General features: G+C 63.7%; 16 protein-coding genes and 1 pseudogene. 5 read left to right on the top strand and 12 right to left on the bottom strand.

Going from position 1 to position 17,108, the window contains the following annotated elements:
* Window positions 1–124: 124 nt before the first annotated feature.
* Window positions 125–718, bottom strand: a complete 594-nt coding sequence (locus AC07OP_RS01695) for a TetR/AcrR family transcriptional regulator (RefSeq protein WP_065941291.1) — start codon at window positions 716–718, stop codon at window positions 125–127.
* A 72-nt stretch (window positions 719–790) separates the two neighbouring features.
* On the opposite strand from AC07OP_RS01695, the gene AC07OP_RS01690 reads away from it, so the two are divergent.
* The gene (locus AC07OP_RS01690) at window positions 791–1,390 is read left to right on the top strand and encodes an NAD(P)H-dependent oxidoreductase (RefSeq protein ID WP_495101565.1); all 600 of its coding nucleotides are present in this window, start codon (window positions 791–793) and stop codon (window positions 1,388–1,390) included.
* Between the two features lies 1 nt (window position 1,391).
* On the opposite strand, the gene AC07OP_RS01685 is transcribed toward AC07OP_RS01690, so the two are convergent.
* Both AC07OP_RS01685 and AC07OP_RS01680 read right to left on the bottom strand, forming a co-directional pair.
* A complete protein-coding gene (locus tag AC07OP_RS01685) occupies window positions 1,392–1,781 on the bottom strand; it encodes a hypothetical protein (RefSeq protein WP_065941293.1) in 390 nt (129 codons plus the stop codon).
* Window positions 1,782–1,813: 32 nt separating this feature from the next.
* On the bottom strand, window positions 1,814–3,070 hold the full coding sequence (locus AC07OP_RS01680) for a 3-phosphoshikimate 1-carboxyvinyltransferase (protein ID WP_495101564.1): 1,257 nt from the start codon (window positions 3,068–3,070) through the stop codon (window positions 1,814–1,816).
* A 313-nt stretch (window positions 3,071–3,383) separates the two neighbouring features.
* On the opposite strand from AC07OP_RS01680, the gene AC07OP_RS01675 reads away from it, so the two are divergent.
* The gene (locus AC07OP_RS01675) at window positions 3,384–4,013 is read left to right on the top strand and encodes a lytic polysaccharide monooxygenase auxiliary activity family 9 protein (RefSeq protein ID WP_065941295.1); all 630 of its coding nucleotides are present in this window, start codon (window positions 3,384–3,386) and stop codon (window positions 4,011–4,013) included.
* 7 nt (window positions 4,014–4,020) lie between these two features.
* Here AC07OP_RS01675 and AC07OP_RS01670 read toward each other — a convergent pair whose 3' ends face one another.
* Window positions 4,021–4,575: a UPF0149 family protein gene (locus tag AC07OP_RS01670; RefSeq protein ID WP_495101563.1), complete on the bottom strand. Its 555-nt coding sequence runs from the start codon at window positions 4,573–4,575 to the stop codon at window positions 4,021–4,023.
* Window positions 4,576–4,760: 185 nt separating this feature from the next.
* Between AC07OP_RS01670 and AC07OP_RS01665 the strand changes: the two genes are divergently transcribed.
* Both AC07OP_RS01665 and nudC read left to right on the top strand, forming a co-directional pair.
* On the top strand, window positions 4,761–5,573 hold the full coding sequence (locus AC07OP_RS01665; RefSeq protein WP_495101562.1) for a crotonase/enoyl-CoA hydratase family protein: 813 nt from the start codon (window positions 4,761–4,763) through the stop codon (window positions 5,571–5,573).
* Window positions 5,574–5,578: 5 nt separating this feature from the next.
* On the top strand, window positions 5,579–6,412 hold the full coding sequence (gene nudC / locus AC07OP_RS01660; protein ID WP_495101561.1) for an NAD(+) diphosphatase: 834 nt from the start codon (window positions 5,579–5,581) through the stop codon (window positions 6,410–6,412).
* Here nudC and AC07OP_RS01655 read toward each other — a convergent pair.
* The 3 genes from AC07OP_RS01655 to AC07OP_RS01645 all read right to left on the bottom strand — a co-directional run bounded on the left by AC07OP_RS01655 (window position 6,380) and on the right by AC07OP_RS01645 (window position 9,068).
* Window positions 6,380–7,159, bottom strand: a complete 780-nt coding sequence (locus AC07OP_RS01655; RefSeq protein ID WP_115486169.1) for a TSUP family transporter — start codon at window positions 7,157–7,159, stop codon at window positions 6,380–6,382. The two genes, nudC and AC07OP_RS01655, sit on opposite strands and share 33 nt — an antisense overlap.
* 117 nt (window positions 7,160–7,276) lie before the next feature.
* Window positions 7,277–7,993, bottom strand: a complete 717-nt coding sequence (gene pcsA / locus AC07OP_RS01650) for a phosphatidylcholine synthase (RefSeq protein WP_027606368.1) — start codon at window positions 7,991–7,993, stop codon at window positions 7,277–7,279.
* Between the two features lie 148 nt (window positions 7,994–8,141).
* Entirely contained in the window at window positions 8,142–9,068 is a 927-nt protein-coding gene (locus tag AC07OP_RS01645; protein ID WP_495101560.1) for a class I SAM-dependent methyltransferase, read from the bottom strand.
* A gap of 191 nt (window positions 9,069–9,259) precedes the next feature.
* Between AC07OP_RS01645 and mdeB the strand changes: the two genes are divergently transcribed.
* Complete coding sequence (mdeB, locus tag AC07OP_RS01640) at window positions 9,260–11,938, top strand: alpha-ketoglutarate dehydrogenase (RefSeq protein WP_495101559.1); 2,679 nt, start codon at window positions 9,260–9,262, stop codon at window positions 11,936–11,938.
* Window positions 11,939–11,994: 56 nt separating this feature from the next.
* Here the strand turns inward: mdeB and AC07OP_RS01635 are convergent, their stop codons facing one another.
* The 5 genes and pseudogenes from AC07OP_RS01635 to AC07OP_RS01615 form a co-directional block, all read right to left on the bottom strand.
* A complete protein-coding gene (locus AC07OP_RS01635; protein ID WP_495101558.1) occupies window positions 11,995–13,332 on the bottom strand; it encodes an MFS transporter in 1,338 nt (445 codons plus the stop codon).
* Between the two features lie 148 nt (window positions 13,333–13,480).
* Window positions 13,481–14,416 carry an EamA family transporter gene (locus tag AC07OP_RS01630; protein ID WP_495101557.1) on the bottom strand — a complete coding sequence of 312 codons (936 nt, stop codon included), beginning with the start codon at window positions 14,414–14,416 and terminating at the stop codon, window positions 13,481–13,483.
* A gap of 133 nt (window positions 14,417–14,549) precedes the next feature.
* Window positions 14,550–15,170: a LysE family translocator gene (locus tag AC07OP_RS01625; protein ID WP_495101556.1), complete on the bottom strand. Its 621-nt coding sequence runs from the start codon at window positions 15,168–15,170 to the stop codon at window positions 14,550–14,552.
* A 339-nt stretch (window positions 15,171–15,509) separates the two neighbouring features.
* Window positions 15,510–16,607 (bottom strand): methyl-accepting chemotaxis protein, encoded by a 1,098-nt coding sequence (locus AC07OP_RS01620; protein WP_495102645.1) that lies wholly within the window; start codon window positions 16,605–16,607, stop codon window positions 15,510–15,512.
* Window positions 16,608–16,802: 195 nt separating this feature from the next.
* Window positions 16,803–16,991: pseudogene (locus AC07OP_RS01615) on the bottom strand (PAS domain-containing protein); the annotation flags it as partial.
* Window positions 16,992–17,108: the final 117 nt, after the last annotated feature.

Here is a 17,108-nt window from a genome sequence, read left to right as displayed (position 1 = left end):
CTGGGCTGCGAAGCGGCCCCAGAAACAGCCCCGGAGCTGCCTGGCACACTGCAGCGCTCTTATCGGGGCCGCTTCGCAGCCCAGCGCGGGGCAAGCCCGCTCACCACAGAAGCTTCTTCAGCCTTCAACGCCGTGCGCGGTTGACCATTGCCAGGATGGTCGCCAACAGCTCATCTTGCGCCTCTTCGCGGCTGATCTCGCCACTGGCCGCAGCGTAGGACAACGCTTCCGCAGCGCCCAGCATCGCCCGTAATCCCGGCTGTGAAACCTGGCCAAAGGGCCCCAGCGCGTCGCGGCATTTGTCGAGAAAAATCGCCTCGTACTTACGCTTGAGCGCTTCCAGCTCCGGCGAGCTGCTCAGTGCGGCGATCACCCCCGGAATTTCCCGGCCCTGCAATAACACGCAATCGACATAGCACGAGGCGATCACCCCGGCGCGTTCTTCCAAGGTCGCGCGGCTGGCGTCGAGGGCTTCGGCAAACACCTGGGTCTGACGCGCGTCGAAGTCTTCATACAGCGCGGCGAGCAGCCCGGCACGGGTGACGAAATGGTCGTAGACCACCGGTTTGGTGACGCCGGCCAATTCCGCCAGGCGGCCCAGGGTCAGGGCTTCGGTGCCTTCCTCGCGCACCAGCTGCCAGGCCACCTCCAATAACTGACGCAGGCGATCTTCACGGGACAGGCGACGACGTGGGGCAGGGGATTCAGGGCTTGACATGCTTATATACCAAAAGTAACTTGATGGCGTTAACTTACCAAAAGTAGCTTAAACCCAAAGGGAGTCAAAGTCATGCACGCACTCATCGTCGTTGCCCATCACGACCCACAATCCCTCACCCACGCCGTGGCCGCGCAGGTGGCTGCCGGCCTGACTGCTGCGGGCCACACCTTTGAAATCGCCGACCTCACCGCCGAAGGCTTCGACCCGCGCTACACCGCCGCCGATCACCGGGTACACCGCACCCAGGCCATGCCCCCGGCCGACGTGCTGGCGGAACAGGTGCGCATCGAGCGCGCCGATGCCCTGGTGCTGGCGTTCCCGATCTACTGGTGGTCGCTGCCGGGCCTGCTCAAGGGCTGGGTCGACCGTGTGTTTGTCAACGGCTGGGCGATCGACTACGGCCCGGATACCCCGGTGGTGAAAAAACTGCGGCATTTGCAGGTGCACTTGCTGGCCCTCGGCGGCGCGGATGACAGCGCGTTTGACCGTCATGGCTACGCCAAGGCGATGCGCACCCAAATCGACTACGGCATCTTCGATTACTGCGGGGCGAAGGTGGTGTCGTCCGAGCTGTTGCTGGATTCGGAAGGCGGCGCGGCCCCGGCGCATCTGAAGACGGCGAAAGCGATCGGGCAAAGGCTGTTCGAGGCCGAGACGGTTGCCGGTTGATTCAACCTTCGCGAAACAGGTCGTGGGCGTCCAGCAGGCGGTAGGCAATTTCCGGGTTTTTCTCCAGGCCCCGGCGAATCGCCGCCGGGATCGCTTGCCGGGTCTTGCGGCACATGCCTGGCAGCTCGTCGATAACGATCTGGATGCCGCGCATGCTCTTGACCTCGGTGTGCCCCGGCGCGATATGCACGCGGATGCCCAATAACTCGTGCATCCGCTGTTGCATGCGCTCCAGGTCTTGCAGGCTTTGCAGGTTTTCCAGGCGCTCGACCAGGCGTTTTTCTTCCTGGCGCGTCAGGCTGAGGATGCGCAGGTCGGCGCCGGGCGCCTCCAGCAGTTGTTCACGGTCGCAGACGCAGGCGCCGGGTGGGCAGGGTTGGCGAATGGTCATGATCCTTACCTCCCCATTCCGGCGCGGGCGAGTCAGTCGCTCAACGCGACCCCCAGGCTGCCCAGGGCCTTCCAGTACCCAGGATAGGTCTTGGCCACGCAGTCCGGGTCCTGGATGCGGATCCCCGCGATTTTCAACCCCGCCAGCGCAAAGCACATGGCGATGCGGTGGTCGGCATGGGTGTCGATCAAGGCGTTGCACGACGTGCCGGCCAGCCCAGGGTCGGCCGCGACCAGCAGATCATCGCCTTCAATGCTGGCGAGGCCCGGACGGATCGCGTTGAGGCCGTCATGCAGGGCCTGTACGCGATCGCATTCCTTGACCCGCAGGTTGGCCAGCTCCGTGAAGCGCACCGGGGTGTTGTTGAAGGCAGCCAGTACTGCCAGGGTCGGGATCGCGTCCTGCATCTGCGAACCCACCACGGTGGCCTGCATATTCGGGAACTGCGCGATCACCGCCTGGGCCTTGGCGTCCGGTTGGGTGAAGGCGTGGGCGGCCACGCCGATGTCGATACGGCCGCCGGTCAACACTTCGGCAGCCCACAAGTAGGTGGCGGCGGACGCGTCGGGTTCGATCAGGTAATCATGGGCGGTGTAGCCGCTGGGGGCCACGCGCCAGGTGGTGTCGTCGACCACATCGACCTGGGCACCGAAGGCCCGCATGCAGTCCAGGGTCAGGTCCACGTAGCCACGGGCGCCGATGTCCTTGCCGGTCAGTGCCACTTCAATCGGCGCTTCGCCGCACGCAGCCAGCATCAGCAGGGCCGAGACATACTGGCTGGACAAACCGCCGTCGATCTCGAAGCGCCTGGCCTGGACCTTGCCCACGCCGTGCACCGTCACCGGCGGGCAACCGGTCGGGCTGTCGACCCGGATACCGTTCTGGCCGAGGGTGGCCAGCAACGGGCCGATCGGGCGTTTTTGCATATAGTCGTCGCCGTCCAGTACCACGGTGCCTTGCACGGTAGCCACGGCGGCCGTCAGGAAGCGCATCGCGGTGCCGGCATTGCCGAGGAACAGCGGCTGCGCCGGCAATTGCAGCTTGCCGGTGCCGGTGACCACGAAGGTGGTGTCGTCCGGCTCGTCGATGGTCACGCCCATCTGGCGCAGGGCCACCGACATATGCCGGGTGTCATCGCTCTTCAAGGCGCCGCTCAGGCGGCTGGTGCCCTTGGCCAGGGCCGCCAGCAGCAGGGCGCGGTTGGTAATGGATTTGGAGCCGGGGGGCGCGACCTTGCCGTTCAGGGGGAAGTTGGGCGGTGTAACGGTCACGGTTTTCTGCGAACTCAAGGTGCAAGGCTCCTGGTCAAGGCAAGGTGGCTGGCGCGGCCAACGGGCGGACCCGAATAATCGGGCATAGATGCAGTGCTTGTCGAGCGGGGAATCAACCACCGTGGGTTGTTACAGGACAAGGCCTGTAGGCAGATGGCCCTTGCCTAGGTAGGCGTACGCCCGAACCAGGCGCAGGACAACTGCGTCCCCTTAATGAAATGCAGGAGGCGTGCAGTGTTGCCCGCATAGCCGCCTGCTGGACAAGCCTGGGTGATGGGGTAAGTTCAGAACGTTCCCCACCCGGGGCGTTTTCAATCATGGAGTGAATGAAATGAACAAACCTCAAACACAACTTCGGCACGGACGTGTCGTCACCCCCGCCAGCCGAGGCTCGGTTGCAGTAGAGCGCGGGTTGCTGGGCAATTGGCAAGTCAATGAAATGGAAGGTGGCAAGAACTTCCCCGCGCTCGCGGCCGGACCGTTTCCTGCGCCGTATGAAACCGACGATCAAAGCGTCACGCCGCCTGCCGATGGGCATATTCTCAGTGGCGGCAAGACCGACGAGCGCGACTGCATCAACTTCACCGACGAGGAAATGAGCAAGAAGCTCAACACACCATTCACCTGGCCACTCCTGAATGTAGAGGCCGGCCAAGTGTTCAAGGTGCAATGGGAATACACCGCCGCCCACGTCACCCGTGGTTATCGCTGGTTCATCACCAAGGACGGCTGGGACGCCAGACAGCGCATCAGCCGTGCCCAGCTCGAAGCCTCGCCGTTCCACGAAGACTTCTACCCCCAGGTGCCGTACTACCAGCATGCCGACGAATTGAAGGCCAAGGTCGAGCATCAAGTGACACTGCCCAAGGGCAAGAAGGGGCGGCATGTGGTGGTGTTGCTGTGGATCGTCGCCAACACCGGTAACGCGTTCTATCAGGCGTTTGACCTGGACTTCAAATAAGCCCGGATCAACGCCGGCTCAGCCAGTAATCATGTAGCGCCCGTGCAGCGGGTTCGATTTCTCGGGCTCGCTGCTGATGGGCGTCTACATCCAGGTCGGCCGGCAACTCGAAGTTGTCCTGCTCGGCGCACCAGGAGATTTTCTCCAGCTGTGCGGCCTGTTCGGCCGGCAGTTGCGGCCAGTTGCCGATCGCCGCGCCACGGATATAACCAAAGCACCATTCCTCGGCGAGGGTCACGTCCTGGCCCTGGTGTTCGGTTGCATCGAAGCGTGCCTTGAAGCCCTCGGCGTCAGTCGCCAGTTGACCGGCCAGCAGGTTGATATGACGCACGCACAGGTCCAGGAACTGCTTAGCCTCTTCGGCGTTTTCCCACTCTGGGTTCTGCCCGCCCCAGATCGCCGGGAACCACTCTGCAATATCCACCTGTGCCGGGCTGGACACCAGCGCGGTGAAATAGCCGTCGAGTTCGGCCAGGTTCAGCACCGAATGGTCGTCGCCGTATTTCAACAGGGTTTCTTCGATGAATTCGAAATCGGCGGGGGCGAGGGGTTGGGCGTGCATGGGCATATCCTTTAAACGTCGAGCGCCGCTGATGGGGCGGCTTAAAACGCGAAGGATGGCGTGTGCCGGGGCTTTTATCCAGCGTCTTTTCCATCGCCGTTGCCAGTCCCGCTTTTGGCCGATGCGCCGTCACGTACCCTTGTTATAGTTCGGGCCTTATCACTCGCCAGCCAGGGATCACTGCCATGTCCGAATACCAAGCTTTCGTCGTCGAACTCACCGACAACGTTGCCCATGTGCAGATCAACCGCCCGGAAAAGATCAACGCGATGAACGCGGCGTTCTGGACCGAGATCATCGACATCTTCCAATGGATCGAAGACACCGACGCCGTACGCGCCGTGGTGCTCAGCGGTGCCGGCAAGCATTTTTCCTCGGGCATCGACCTGATGATGCTGGCCTCGGTGGCCAACGACTTCGGCAAGGATGTGGGCCGCAATGCGCGCCTGCTGCGGCGCAAGATCCTCGAGCTGCAAGCCTCGTTCAACGCTGTCGATAACTGCCGCAAGCCGGTACTGGCGGCGATCCAGGGTTACTGCATCGGTGGCGCCATCGACCTGATCAGCGCCTGCGACATGCGCTACGCGGCTGAAGACGCGCAATTCTCGATCAAGGAAATCGACATCGGCATGGCCGCCGACGTCGGTACCCTGCAGCGCCTGCCACGCATCATCGGCGACGGTATGCTGCGTGAGCTGGCCTACACCGGCCGCCCGTTCGGTGCCGAGGAGGCTCGCAGCATCGGCCTGGTCAATCGCGTGTACGCCGACCAGGACAGCCTGTTGGCCGGGGTGTTCGAGATCGCCCATGAAATCGCCGCCAAGTCGCCGATTGCGGTCACCGGCACCAAAGCCATGATCAGCTACATGCGTGACCATACGGTCAATGACGGTCTGGAATACGTTGCCACCTGGAACTCGGCTATGTTGCAATCCAACGACCTGCGCGTGGCCATCGCGGCCCATATGAGCAAGCAGAAACCCGAATTCGTGGATTGACTGACATGACCCCAGGCTGGATTACCACAACGCTGCTGGACAACGACGCCCCCGGCGGCTGGGCCGTCGCCCGCAGCCGCGACGGCTTTTTGCATGATGCCAACGGCCCGCTGTTCCCTCGGGAATGGCTCAAGCGCCAGGAGCTATCGGTGTTTGCCGAACACGGCATCGGCCACCTCGACGGTGAGCCGGTGTACCTGCTGGAACTCGACGCGGCGGGCGAAGTGCCGGGTTGCAGCTGGCAGGGCCTGCGCGGCTTCATGCTGCAAGGTGATCATACCCTCTACAAAGTGCTGGGCTACGCCGCGCAGATCGGCACCTGGGCGCGGGAGCATCGGTTCTGCGGCAGTTGCGGCCAGGCCATGGTCCAGGTGCCACGGGAGCGGGCGATGTATTGCCAGGCCTGCGACCTGCGCAGCTACCCACGGATTTCGCCGAGCATGATCGTGCTGGTGACCCGTGGCGACGAGATCCTGCTAGCGCGCTCGCCGCGTTTTGTCACCGGGGTCTACAGCACCTTGGCCGGCTTTGCCGAGCCGGGCGAGTCGGCCGAGGACTGCCTGATCCGCGAGGTGCGCGAAGAAGTGCAGGTGGAGGTCAGGAACATCCAGTACATGGGCAGCCAGTGCTGGCCGTTCCCCCATTCGATGATGCTGGGCTTCCATGCCGAGTACGCCGGTGGTGACATCGTGCCCCAGGCCGACGAGATCGAGGACGCGCAGTGGTTCAGCATCCACGACCTGCCGCCGCTGCCGGCGTCACGCTCGATTGCGCGCTACCTGATCGACCTCTACCTGGCCCGTCGCCTAGGCCACGCTGAACCAGTGCTGCCAGGCTAGGCGCACGGTCAGGCCGAGGACCACGGTGATAAACACCGGGCGAATGAATTTGGCGCCGCCGCTGATCGCGCTGCGGGCGCCAAAGAATGCGCCACCCATCACCGACACGCCCATCGCCAGGCCGACAATCCAATCCACCGAGCCGTTGAAGATAAACACCGACAGCGCCGCCGCGTTGCTGACGAAGTTCATGCTGCGCGCCACGCCGCTGGCCTTCACCAGGTCGATGGGGTGCAACAGCAGGGTGCTCACGGTCCAGAACGCACCGGTGCCGGGGCCCGCCACGCCGTCGTAGAAGCCCAGGCCGAAACCCTGGGTGCCTTGCCATTTCTTCTTGATCGGCGCGTCGGCGTCCAGCGGTGCCTTGGGCGTGCCACCAAACAGCAAATACACGCCGCAAGCGAATACGATCACCGGCAGCATTTTGTTGAGGGTTTCGGCGGGCAGGTAGTGGGCGACCACCGCACCGGCCAGTGCGCCGATCAAGGTGCCGACGATGGCATGCACCCACTGGCGCGGGTGGAACAGCTTTCGACGGTAGAAGGTGAAACTGGCCGTGGCCGAACCGAAGGTGGAGCTGAGCTTGTTGGTGCCCAGTACCAGGTGGGGCGGCATCCCAGCGGTGAGCAGCGCCGGGGTGGTAAGCAGGCCGCCGCCGCCGGCGATGGCGTCGATAAATCCGGCGATAAAGGCCACGACGGCGAGAATGGCGAGGGTGGTGAGGTCTACGCTGAGTTCGAATGGCATGGGAGGGCTTATGGTTGGCAGGGCGCTGTGCGAAGGGGCGCCATCTTACCCGCCTGATGTGCGCAGAACCAACTGTGGGAGCAAGCCCTCTCCCACAGTTGAACGGTGTTCATCTGGCTATTTGTGGGTTCCCATCCACTCCAGCGCCGTGCGCCACACGCAAATCCCGAGGAAGTACGCGGACATCACCGACCACAACCCAAACGTCCACGGGTTGGTGTTGGGATAATCCACCACCATCAAAAAGCTGCAGAGCAACCAGATGGTGGTCACTGCGATATTGATCGGCATGAAGCGCTTGACCCGGAACGGGTGCAGGAACTTCATCGGCGTCACGGTCAGCAAGGCCAGGCCGATCACGGTCAGCAAGGTGACCCAGGCGTCCGGCTGGATGATGTATACGCACAAGGCCACCACGTTCCAGGCGGCGGGGAAGCCGACGAAGTAGTTGTCCTTGCTCTTCATGTTCACGTTGCAGAAGCAGAATAGCGATGAAACCAGGATCACCGACACCGTGAACAGGTGGGTAAAGTCCGGCAGGTCGATATAGCGGTAGATAAACAGGGCCGGAATAAACACATAGGTGAGGTAATCAATCACCAGGTCCAGTACCGAGCCGTCAAAGCTGGGCAATACCGTGCTGACATTCACCCGTCGCGCCAGGGAACCATCCACGCCGTCTACTACCAGGGCCAGGCCCAGCCAGAGCAGGCAGGCCTTGGGGGAGTTTTCCAGCAGCGCCAGGGTGGCCAGGAAGGCCAATACCACACCGGTGGCGGTAAAGCCGTGGGCGCCCCAGGCTTTGATTCTGGCTACATGCAGGGTCGATATCACGGGCGGTTCTCCAAAAGGTGAAACGGGGCAGCCGACAACGTGACGCTGTCGAGTCTGGCCGGGGAATGCAGGTATCGACCGGGAAGGGGGTCATAAGGTTCACCGCCCGGCGCATCACATAGCGTAGCAAGCGTAGGACGTTTCGGCATCAGCCTTGGCGAAACACCAGCGCCTTGAGGCCGCTTTGCGCGTCGATATCCGGAAACTCCGGCGGGTTTTCCAACCGTTCAATAAAGCGCAGGCCCGGTGCTTCGCGGGTGACGCCGTCGATCAGGAAGTCTTCGCCGAAGGCCGGGTCGTTCATGCACGCCAGGACAGTGCCCTGGGCCGTGAGCAAATCCGGCAGGCGGCGCAGTACGCGCTGGTAGTCCTTGGTCAGCAGGAAGCTGCCTTTCTGAAAGGACGGCGGGTCGATGATCACCAGATCATAGGGGCCGCTGTGGGTGACCTTGGCCCAGGATTTGAACAGGTCGTGGCCCAGGAAGGTGACCTTGCTCAGGTCATGGCCGTTCAGGCGGTGGTTATCGCGGCCACGGCTCAGGGCGCCACGGGCCATGTCCAGGTTCACCACGTGGCTGGCGCCGCCCTCGATGGCCGCGACCGAGAACCCGCAGGTGTAGGCAAACAGGTTGAGCACCCGCTGGCCCCTGGCCTGTTCGCGCACCCAGTTGCGGCCGTAGCGCATGTCGAGGAACAGCCCGCTGTTCTGCTTTTTGCCCAGGTCGATCAGGTAACGCAGGCCGCCTTCGGTGATGGTCAGCTCGTCGATGGCTGCGCCCACCAGCCATTCCGTGGTGCTTTGCGGCAGGTAGCGGTGTTGCAGCGCCACGCTGTGGGCGCCGGATTGGCCCCAGTCGAAGTCGATCAACAGCTGTTTCAACCCCTCCAGGTGGGGCGCTTCGGGCTCTTTGAACAGCGCGACCAGCACCACGCCTTGCAGCCAGTCCACAGTCAATTGCTCCAGGCCCGGCCAGCAGCGGCCACGGCCATGGAACAGGCGCCGGGTTTCAGCCGGCGGGCTGGCCAGGACGGTGAGCAGGTGGGCGTGCAGGGTAGCGAGTGCGTCTGGGTTCATCGTTGAGCGTCGGTCATTGAGCGGGCGGCATTTTAAACACACTGGTGAGGTTTCGGGTTGTTTGAGCACAACGTGCTGGGAAAAAGCCCATGGGCAGTGATTCATGCTCAAAATTCTATAAACCGCGCCTGATAACAGGCAAAAAATCCTCAAGCGCCGACATAAACTGGAAAAAAAGCCCGGAGGTGCCCATGAACGGTTTCGCGAGTGCAGTGAATCACACAGCCCTGGATCAACCAGAGCTCGACGAATGGCGTGACGCGCTGGCGTCGCTGGTAGCCAATGCCGGCCCTGAGCGCGCTCGGCAGATCCTCGACCTGCTGGCCCGCCACGCCAGCGCCCCGTACATCGACTGGAAACCCCGGCACGGCACGCCCTACATCAATAGCATCAGCGTCGAGCAGCAACCGGCGTTTCCCGGCGACCTGGCCACCGAAGAACGCCTGGCCTCGCTGGTACGCTGGAACGCCCTGGCCATGGTGGTGCGGGCCAACCAGGCCTATGGCGAACTCGGTGGCCACATTGCCAGCTACGCCAGTGCGGCGGATTTGTTCGAGGTGGGTTTCAATCACTTTTTCCGCGCCCGCAATCTCGACTTTGGCGGCGATCTGGTGTTCTACCAGCCTCATTCGGCCCCCGGCATTTATGCGCGCGCCTTCCTTGAAGGGCGTTTGAGCGAGGACGACCTGGCCCACTATCGCCAGGAACTCGGTGGCGCCAAGGCCGGGGCGCGTGGGCTGTGCAGTTACCCGCACCCATGGTTGATGCCGGACTTCTGGCAGTTCCCCACCGGTTCCATGGGCATTGGCCCCATCAGTGCTATTTTTCAGGCACGCTTCATGCGCTATCTGCAGCATCGTGGCCTGCAGGACACCGCCGAGCGCCATGTGTGGGGTGTCTTCGGCGACGGCGAAATGGACGAGCCGGAAAGCATGTCGGCCCTGACCCTGGCCGCGCGCGAAGGCCTTGACAACCTGACCTGGGTGGTCAACTGCAACCTGCAACGCCTCGACGGCCCGGTGCGTGGCAACGGGCGGATCATCGACGAGCTGGAGGCGTTGTTCGCGGGGGCGGGGTGGAACGTGATCAAGTTGGTCTGGGGTTCGGACTGGGACCCCTTGCTCGCCAAGGACGCCGACGGCTCCCTGGTCAACACGTTGTCGAGCACCGTGGACGGTCAATTCCAGACCTTCGCCGCCAAGGACGGGGCCTACAACCGCGAACACTTCTTCGGCCAGAGCGCGGCGCTGGCCAGCCTGGTCGAGGGCATGAGCGATGAGCAGATCGACCGCCTCAAGCGTGGCGGCCACGACATGGTCAAGATCCATGCCGCCTATCATGCGGCGCGCCGGGTCAAGGGCAAGCCCACGGTGATCCTGGCCCAGACCAAAAAAGGCTTCGGCATGGGCGAGGCCGGGCAGGGCAAGATGACCACCCACCAGCAGAAGAAGCTCGATCGCGAGGCGCTGCTCGCGTTCCGCAACCGCTTCCAGTTGCCGCTGAGCGATGAGCAGGCCGAGTCGCTGAGCTTCTTCAAACCCGCGGATGACAGCCTTGAGTCGCGCTACCTGCATCAACGGCGCAGGGCCCTGGGCGGCTACGTGCCCAGCCGTAGCCAGGCCGCAGAGCCAGTGAGCGTACCGCCCATGAGCGGTTATGCCGGTTTCGCCACGGCGGCCGACGGCAAGGAAATGTCCACCACCATGGTCTTCGTGCGCATGTTGAGCAACCTGCTCAAGGACAAGGCGCTCGGGCCGCGCATCGTGCCCATCGTGGCGGATGAGGCGCGCACCTTCGGCATGGCCAACCTGTTCAAGCAGATCGGCATCTATTCCAGTGTCGGCCAGCGTTATGAGCCGGAAGATATCGGCTCGATCCTCAGCTACCGCGAGGCCACCGACGGGCAGATTCTTGAAGAAGGCATCAGCGAGGCCAGTGCCATCAGTTCCTGGGTCGCGGCGGCCACGAGCTACTCGGTGCATGGCCTGCGCATGCTGCCGTTCTACATCTATTACTCGATGTTCGGCTTCCAGCGCGTCGGCGACCTGATCTGGGCCGCCGCCGACCAGCGCGCCCGTGGCTTCCTGCTCGGTGCCACGGCCGGGCGCACCACCCTCGGCGGTGAGGGCTTGCAGCACCAGGACGGCAGCAGCCACCTCACCGCCGCCACCGTGCCGAACTGCCGCGCCTACGATCCGGCGTTTGCCGGGGAATTTGCGGTGATCCTCGACCACGGCATGCGCCAGATGCTGGAACAGGATGTGGACGAGTTCTACTACGTGACCCTGATGAACGAAAACTACCCGCAGCCAAGCCTGCCCGCAGGCGTGGAGGCAGCGATCATCAAGGGCCTGTATCGCCTGGAAGGCGCCGCCGACGCCAGGGTACGCCTGCTCGGTTCGGGCACCTTGCTGCGTGAAGCCCAGGCCGCCGCGCGGTTACTGGCTGAGGATTGGCACGTGGCGAGCGAGGTGTACAGCGTGACCAGTTTCAGCGAACTGGCGCGGGAGGCGCGGGAAGTGGAGCGCTGGAACCGCCTGCATCCGCAGGCCGGCAAGCGCGTCAGTCACCTGAATGATTGCTTGCCGGCAGGTGCGCCGGTGATTGCCGTGTCCGATTACGTTCGGGCGGTCCCGCAGATGGTCGCGTCCTATCTGGACTCCAGCTACACCGTGCTCGGCACCGATGGGTTCGGCCGCAGTGATACACGAGCGGCGCTGCGGGATTTCTTTGAGGTGGATCGGCATCACATCGTGCTGGCGGCGCTTACCGCGTTGGTGGAGCAGGGCAGCCTTGAGCACCAGGTATGCCAGCAGGCCATTGAGCGGTATGGCTTGCTGGCGGATCGCGATGCCTCCTGGACCTGTTAGCCCCCCTGCGCAGCTGTAGCCCCAGCATGGCTGCGCAGGCCACGACTCGAATGTGTTTAACGCGAGAGCAGCGGTGCTGCGCTTTTTTCCTCGGTGCCCACGTCATGCAGGGAAATCCTCGACGTCTCCGGCAATGCCAGCCCGCCGGCCAACGCCAGCAACGCCACGGCAATCAGGTAGAACGCCGGTGACAAGTTGCTGCCGGTGGTGCTGATCAACCAGGTGGCCATCAACGGCGCGGTGCCGCCGAAAATCGTATACGCCATGTTGTAAGTAATCGCCGAAGCGGTATAGCGCGTGCGGGTCGGAAAGGTCTCCGACAGCAACGCCGCCGTCACCACACCGCACAATACTGCGCCCACCGCCAGCAACATCACGCCGACAATGGACGCCGTGAAGGACCCGGAACTGGCCATCAGGAACGACGGGTACACCACCACCATCAACAGTACGCACGCCGTCATCACCGTGGCCCGACGCCCCACTCGGTCTGAATACAGCCCCGCCAGCGGGCAGATCGCCGCAGCGAAAATCAACGCGATCAGCGACACCAGCAATGCCATCGCCCGACTCAGCCCGCCGGCCACTTGCAGGTACGTCGCGAAGTAGGTGGTGAACATATAAAACGACAGTGCCGTCAGTGACACAAAAGCGCCCAGGCAGCAGATCGCCGCACCATGGTTGCGCAGGGTTTCCTTGAGCGGCGAGTGGGCCACCGCATGCTCCTGCTTCACGGCCTGGAAGGCCGGCGTCTCATCCAGTTTCCAGCGCAGGTAAAGGCCCACCAGGCCCAGCGGCGCTGCGATCAGGAACGGCAGGCGCCAGCCCCAGCTGCCCATGGCCTCGGCGGACAATGACGCTTCGAGTGCGTACGCCACCACGGCGGCGGCGGCGAAGGCGGAGAACGTCGACACCGGCACGAAGCTGCCGTACCAGGCGCGTTTGTCCCGGGGCGCGTGCTCCATCAGGTAGGCACAGGCACCGGCGTATTCGCCGCCGGCGGAGAAGCCCTGGGCACAGCGGATCAGCGACAACAGGATCGGCGCCGTGACGCCGATGGCGGCGTAGGTGGGCAGCAGGCCGATCAAGGTGGTGGCGCCTGCCATCAGCAGGATGGTCATGGCCAGGGTGCGCTTGCGCCCGATACGGTCGCCGAGCATGCCGAAGAAAATCCCGCCCAGGGGCCGGAAGGCGAAGGCGACGGCGAACACCGCGAAGGTTTTGAGCAAGGCCGCGCTGGCATCCCCGCTGGGGAAGAACTGTTGGGCGATGGTGGTGGCGAGGAAGCCGTACACGGCGAAGTCAAACCATTCGACGAAGTTACCGATGCCGGCGGCAATGATGACCTTGCGCAGGGTTTGGGGGCTTACCTGTTCGGTGGAGGGGCTCGTCATGGGGAAGGCCTCGGAAGGGGTCGGGGATGCTGGATTATCCGGGGAGGGTGTTGGGCGGCCGGGCTCAAAAGAGTCGTCCGCGTAGTCAGTAGCGACCGGGTGGGATGGGGGAGGCAGGAATTGGGCCAGATCAGGCGGGGATTTATCGTTACCGGGCAGACTTGCGATAGGTCAGCAGCACAATCCCGGTCACCACGATGACGCCGCCGACTATCTGGCCGGCGCTGAGCATTTGATCGAGCACGACCCAGCCCATCAACAGCGTGGCCAGCGGTTCAATGTTCATGACCGGCGCATTGCGCGGCATGTCCAGGCGCGGGACCGACATGAACAGCACGATAAAGCCGGTGCCATACAGCACCACCAACGTCGCGAGCGCCAGCCAGCCGGTACCCGTGGCCGGCGGGTTCAGGCCGCCGGGAAGGGCGCCGCTGAGGCCGGCGAGGTTGACGCTGCTGAACACGATGAAGATCGTCAGCAGGCTGCGCACGGAGCCGCGTACCTGGGACAACTTATGGTCGGTGATCCACAGCGCGCAGGCGAACACGAAGGCGGCGCAAAAGGCCAGGCTGACGCCGAGCAGCCATTGCGGGCCGATATCGGCACTGCTCGAGAGGCGGCCGGGTACGTCCAGCACAAACACCAGGCCCACCAGGATCAAGCCCATCAGCAAGGCGGTGCGCGCCGTCGGACGTGGGCCGCCGAATGCCCAGGTGAGCAGGGCGAGCAAAATCGGGAACACGTTGCCCACCAGCAGCGCCAGTGCCACCGGCACGCGGGCGACGGCGGAGTAGAGGCACAGGCTCTGGGTGGCGATAAGCAGGCCCAGCAGCACTTGCCAGCGCCATGCACCCGCCGGCAGGCGCAGGCTTTGGCGTTGCCACAGCACCAGCACGGCCAGCACCAGCAAGGTGCCGCCCGAGCGCAGCAGAATGGCCAACAGCACACCGGCGCCATCATCGAAGGCGACCCGAGCGGCGATGTGATTGCCGGCGAAGGCACAGCCCATGCAGAGCAGAATCAACACGGCAATGGGGCGGGAGAACAGGGCGGGGGCAGTTTGCGTCGGGGCAGGCGGAGTCATGCTGGGGCTCGGGTGGTTGGCGCCATCGTCGGGGATGGCGATTTATTTTTAGGTTGTCGTACAACTTCGCGACGGGGTGATTTGTAGCGTGTTTGCGCCGAGGGAGCAAGGAGGGATTTGGTCTGGAAAAAACTCAGCGCCTGCTGAGCGCGAGCTTTGCGGCAAACAGCAAGAAGATCACACCGGTGGTGCGATCCATCCATTGGATGACCTTTTCGCGGCGCAGGAACCCGGACAGCGACTGCGTGGCGCCGATCAATACCAGCGACCACAGCAGCCCGAGCAGTACATGGATGCTCACCAGGCCGAAGGTCCAGGCAATCAGCGAATGCCCTTGGGGGATAAATTGCGGCAGGAACGACACGTAGAAAATCCCCACCTTGGGGTTCAGCACATTGCCCAGCATGCCCTTGATAAACCAGTTGCCGCCGGGCTTGCGGTCGTCTGCGGCCGGTGCCAGTGAGCGACGCGGACGCACCAGCATGTTCAGCCCCAGCCAGGCCAGGTAAGCCGCGCCGCAGTACTTGAGCAGGTTGAACGCCATCTCCGACACCGCGATCAACGCGCCCAGGCCAAAGGCAACCGCGGCGCCCCACACCAGGCAACCCGCGTTGATGCCCAGCGTGGCCTGCAGCGCCTGGCGCTTGCCTTCCACCGTGGCGGTGCGCAGGACCAGGGCGGTGTCGAGCCCGGGCGTGAGGGTCAGCAGGGTGGCGGCGAAGGTGAAGGTGATGAGGTTGTCGGCGATGGACATGAGCGGGCTTCATGCAGAGGGATGAGTGGGCGTTAACCCAAGCTTGGCATGAGTGGTTATCTTGTGGCGAGCGGGCTTGTTGTGGCAAGCCGGCTTGTAGTGGTGGGCAGGCTTACTATGGTGAGCGGGCGTGTTGTGAGTGACCGGGCTTGTTGTGGTGAGCGGGCTTGCCCCGCGCTGAGCTGCGAAGCAGCCCCAAAACCAGGCACTGCGGTTTGTCTGATGGAACGCAGTGATCTTGATCGGGGCCGCTTCGCAGCCCAGCGCGGGGCAAGCCCGCTCACCACAACAAGCCCGCTCACCACAGTAAGCGGGCTTACTAGAGAAGCTTGTCTGCCTTCAGCGGTTGAAGCGCTCAACCAACGCGTATTGGGTGGCCGCGGTATTGGTCAGTTCCTTGCTCAGGTCCGTGGATTGATGGGCTTGTATCGAGGTCTGGTCGGCCAGTTCGGCGATGGTGGTGATGTTGCGGCTGATCTCCTCGGCGACGGCGCTTTGTTCTTCGGTGGCGGCGGCGATCTGGGTGGTCATGTCGGTGATATGCGACACCGCTTCGCTGATCCCCACCAGGGCCTGGTCCGCTTCCAGCACCCAGGTCACGCCTTCCTGGGCCTGGCGTTGGCCGTTTTCCATGCTTTGCACCGCATTGCTGGAGGATGCCTGGAGCTTGGTGATCAGCCCATGGATCTGGGTGGTCGATTGTGACGTGCGCTGGGCCAGTTGGCGCACTTCGTCGGCTACCACGGCAAAGCCTCGGCCTTGTTCGCCGGCCCGCGCCGCTTCGATTGCGGCGTTGAGGGCGAGCAGGTTGGTTTGGTCGGCGATGCCTTTGATCACATCCACCACGCTGCCGATTTCGTCGCTGTCCCTGGCCAGTTGCGCCACGGTCACCCCGGTCTCGCCGACCATGGTGGACAGACGCTCGATGGCTTCACGGGTATCGCGCGCCACTTCGCGGCCGCGCCCGGTCAGCACGTTGGCCTGTTGGGTGGCGTCGGCGGTGCGTTGTACATGGCTGGCGACTTCCTGGGTGGTCGCGGCCATCTGGTTGACGGCTGCCGAGACCTGTTCGGTTTCCACGCGTTGGCGGTTCAGGCCTTTGGCACTGGCGGTAGCCAACTGGTCGGATTGCCCCGCCAGGGTACTCAGTTGTTCGGCGCTGTCCTGCAGGCGGGTGAGGCAGGTTTTCAGGCGCGCGGTCTGGCTGAGAAACGCGGTTTCCAAACGCGACTGTGGGCCGCGTGCGTCACTGTACATCTGCGCGATCAAGGCATCCGACGTCGAGGGTTCGACCCCCTCCAACAAACGCAGGGTACTGCCCTGGCGCCAGTGTGAGCACAGCAGGCCCACCGGCAGCGCGACCGCCACGGCCACTGCGACGGCCACCGGTGCACTGAGGAACAGCCCGGCGACGCTGCCAGCCACACCGGTGGCCATGTACGGCACGCAACTCAGTGCCGCCGGCAGCCAGGCATCCTGGCGCGGCACGCCCGGCTTGCCTTGGCTCAGACGCCGGTAGAGGGCCTGGGCGCGGCGGATTTCATCGGCCGTGGGCTTGACCCGCACCGACTCGAAGCCAACGACCCGGCTGCCGTCGAAGATCGGCGTGACGTAGGCATTGACCCAATAGTGATCGCCGTTTTTCGAGCGGTTCTTGACGATGCCCATCCACGGCAGGCCTTGCTTGAGCGCACTCCACATGTGCGCAAAAACGGCGGGTGGCACGTCGGGGTGACGCACGATGTTCTGGGGCGCGCCGATCAGGTCGGCGCGTTCAAAGCCGCTGATATCGACGAAGGCGTCGTTGCAGTAAGTGATCATCCCTTGAACATCGGTGGCGGAGATGAGTTTTTGCGAAGGCGCGAGTGAAATCTCGCGCTGTGTTACAGGCTGGTTGTTGCGCATTCCGACTACTCCCTGGTTGCACACAGTCCATCG

The sequence above is a fragment of the Pseudomonas sp. GW821-FHT09D08 genome, assembly GCF_059416305.1.
Note: the sequence above shows the minus strand (reverse complement) of the source record. Positions and strands in the feature narration are given on the sequence as shown.

Excerpts from the sequence above, each read along its gene's own strand:
- AC07OP_RS01690 (WP_495101565.1), top strand. The coding sequence starts at position 791 with ATGCACGCACTCATCGTCGTTGCCCATCACGACCCACAATCCCTCACC.
- AC07OP_RS01685 (WP_065941293.1), bottom strand. The coding sequence starts at position 1,781 with ATGACCATTCGCCAACCCTGCCCACCCGGCGCCTGCGTCTGCGACCGT.
- AC07OP_RS01675 (WP_065941295.1), top strand. The coding sequence starts at position 3,384 with ATGAACAAACCTCAAACACAACTTCGGCACGGACGTGTCGTCACCCCC.
- nudC (WP_495101561.1), top strand. The coding sequence starts at position 5,579 with ATGACCCCAGGCTGGATTACCACAACGCTGCTGGACAACGACGCCCCC.
- AC07OP_RS01665 (WP_495101562.1), top strand. The coding sequence starts at position 4,761 with ATGTCCGAATACCAAGCTTTCGTCGTCGAACTCACCGACAACGTTGCC.
- AC07OP_RS01625 (WP_495101556.1), bottom strand. The coding sequence starts at position 15,170 with ATGTCCATCGCCGACAACCTCATCACCTTCACCTTCGCCGCCACCCTG.
- AC07OP_RS01655 (WP_115486169.1), bottom strand. The coding sequence starts at position 7,159 with ATGCCATTCGAACTCAGCGTAGACCTCACCACCCTCGCCATTCTCGCC.
- AC07OP_RS01670 (WP_495101563.1), bottom strand. The coding sequence starts at position 4,575 with ATGCACGCCCAACCCCTCGCCCCCGCCGATTTCGAATTCATCGAAGAA.
- AC07OP_RS01620 (WP_495102645.1), bottom strand. The coding sequence starts at position 16,607 with ATGGCCACCGGTGTGGCTGGCAGCGTCGCCGGGCTGTTCCTCAGTGCA.
- AC07OP_RS01645 (WP_495101560.1), bottom strand. The coding sequence starts at position 9,068 with ATGAACCCAGACGCACTCGCTACCCTGCACGCCCACCTGCTCACCGTC.
- AC07OP_RS01635 (WP_495101558.1), bottom strand. The coding sequence starts at position 13,332 with ATGACGAGCCCCTCCACCGAACAGGTAAGCCCCCAAACCCTGCGCAAG.
- AC07OP_RS01630 (WP_495101557.1), bottom strand. The coding sequence starts at position 14,416 with ATGACTCCGCCTGCCCCGACGCAAACTGCCCCCGCCCTGTTCTCCCGC.
- mdeB (WP_495101559.1), top strand. The coding sequence starts at position 9,260 with ATGAACGGTTTCGCGAGTGCAGTGAATCACACAGCCCTGGATCAACCA.
- AC07OP_RS01695 (WP_065941291.1), bottom strand. The coding sequence starts at position 718 with ATGTCAAGCCCTGAATCCCCTGCCCCACGTCGTCGCCTGTCCCGTGAA.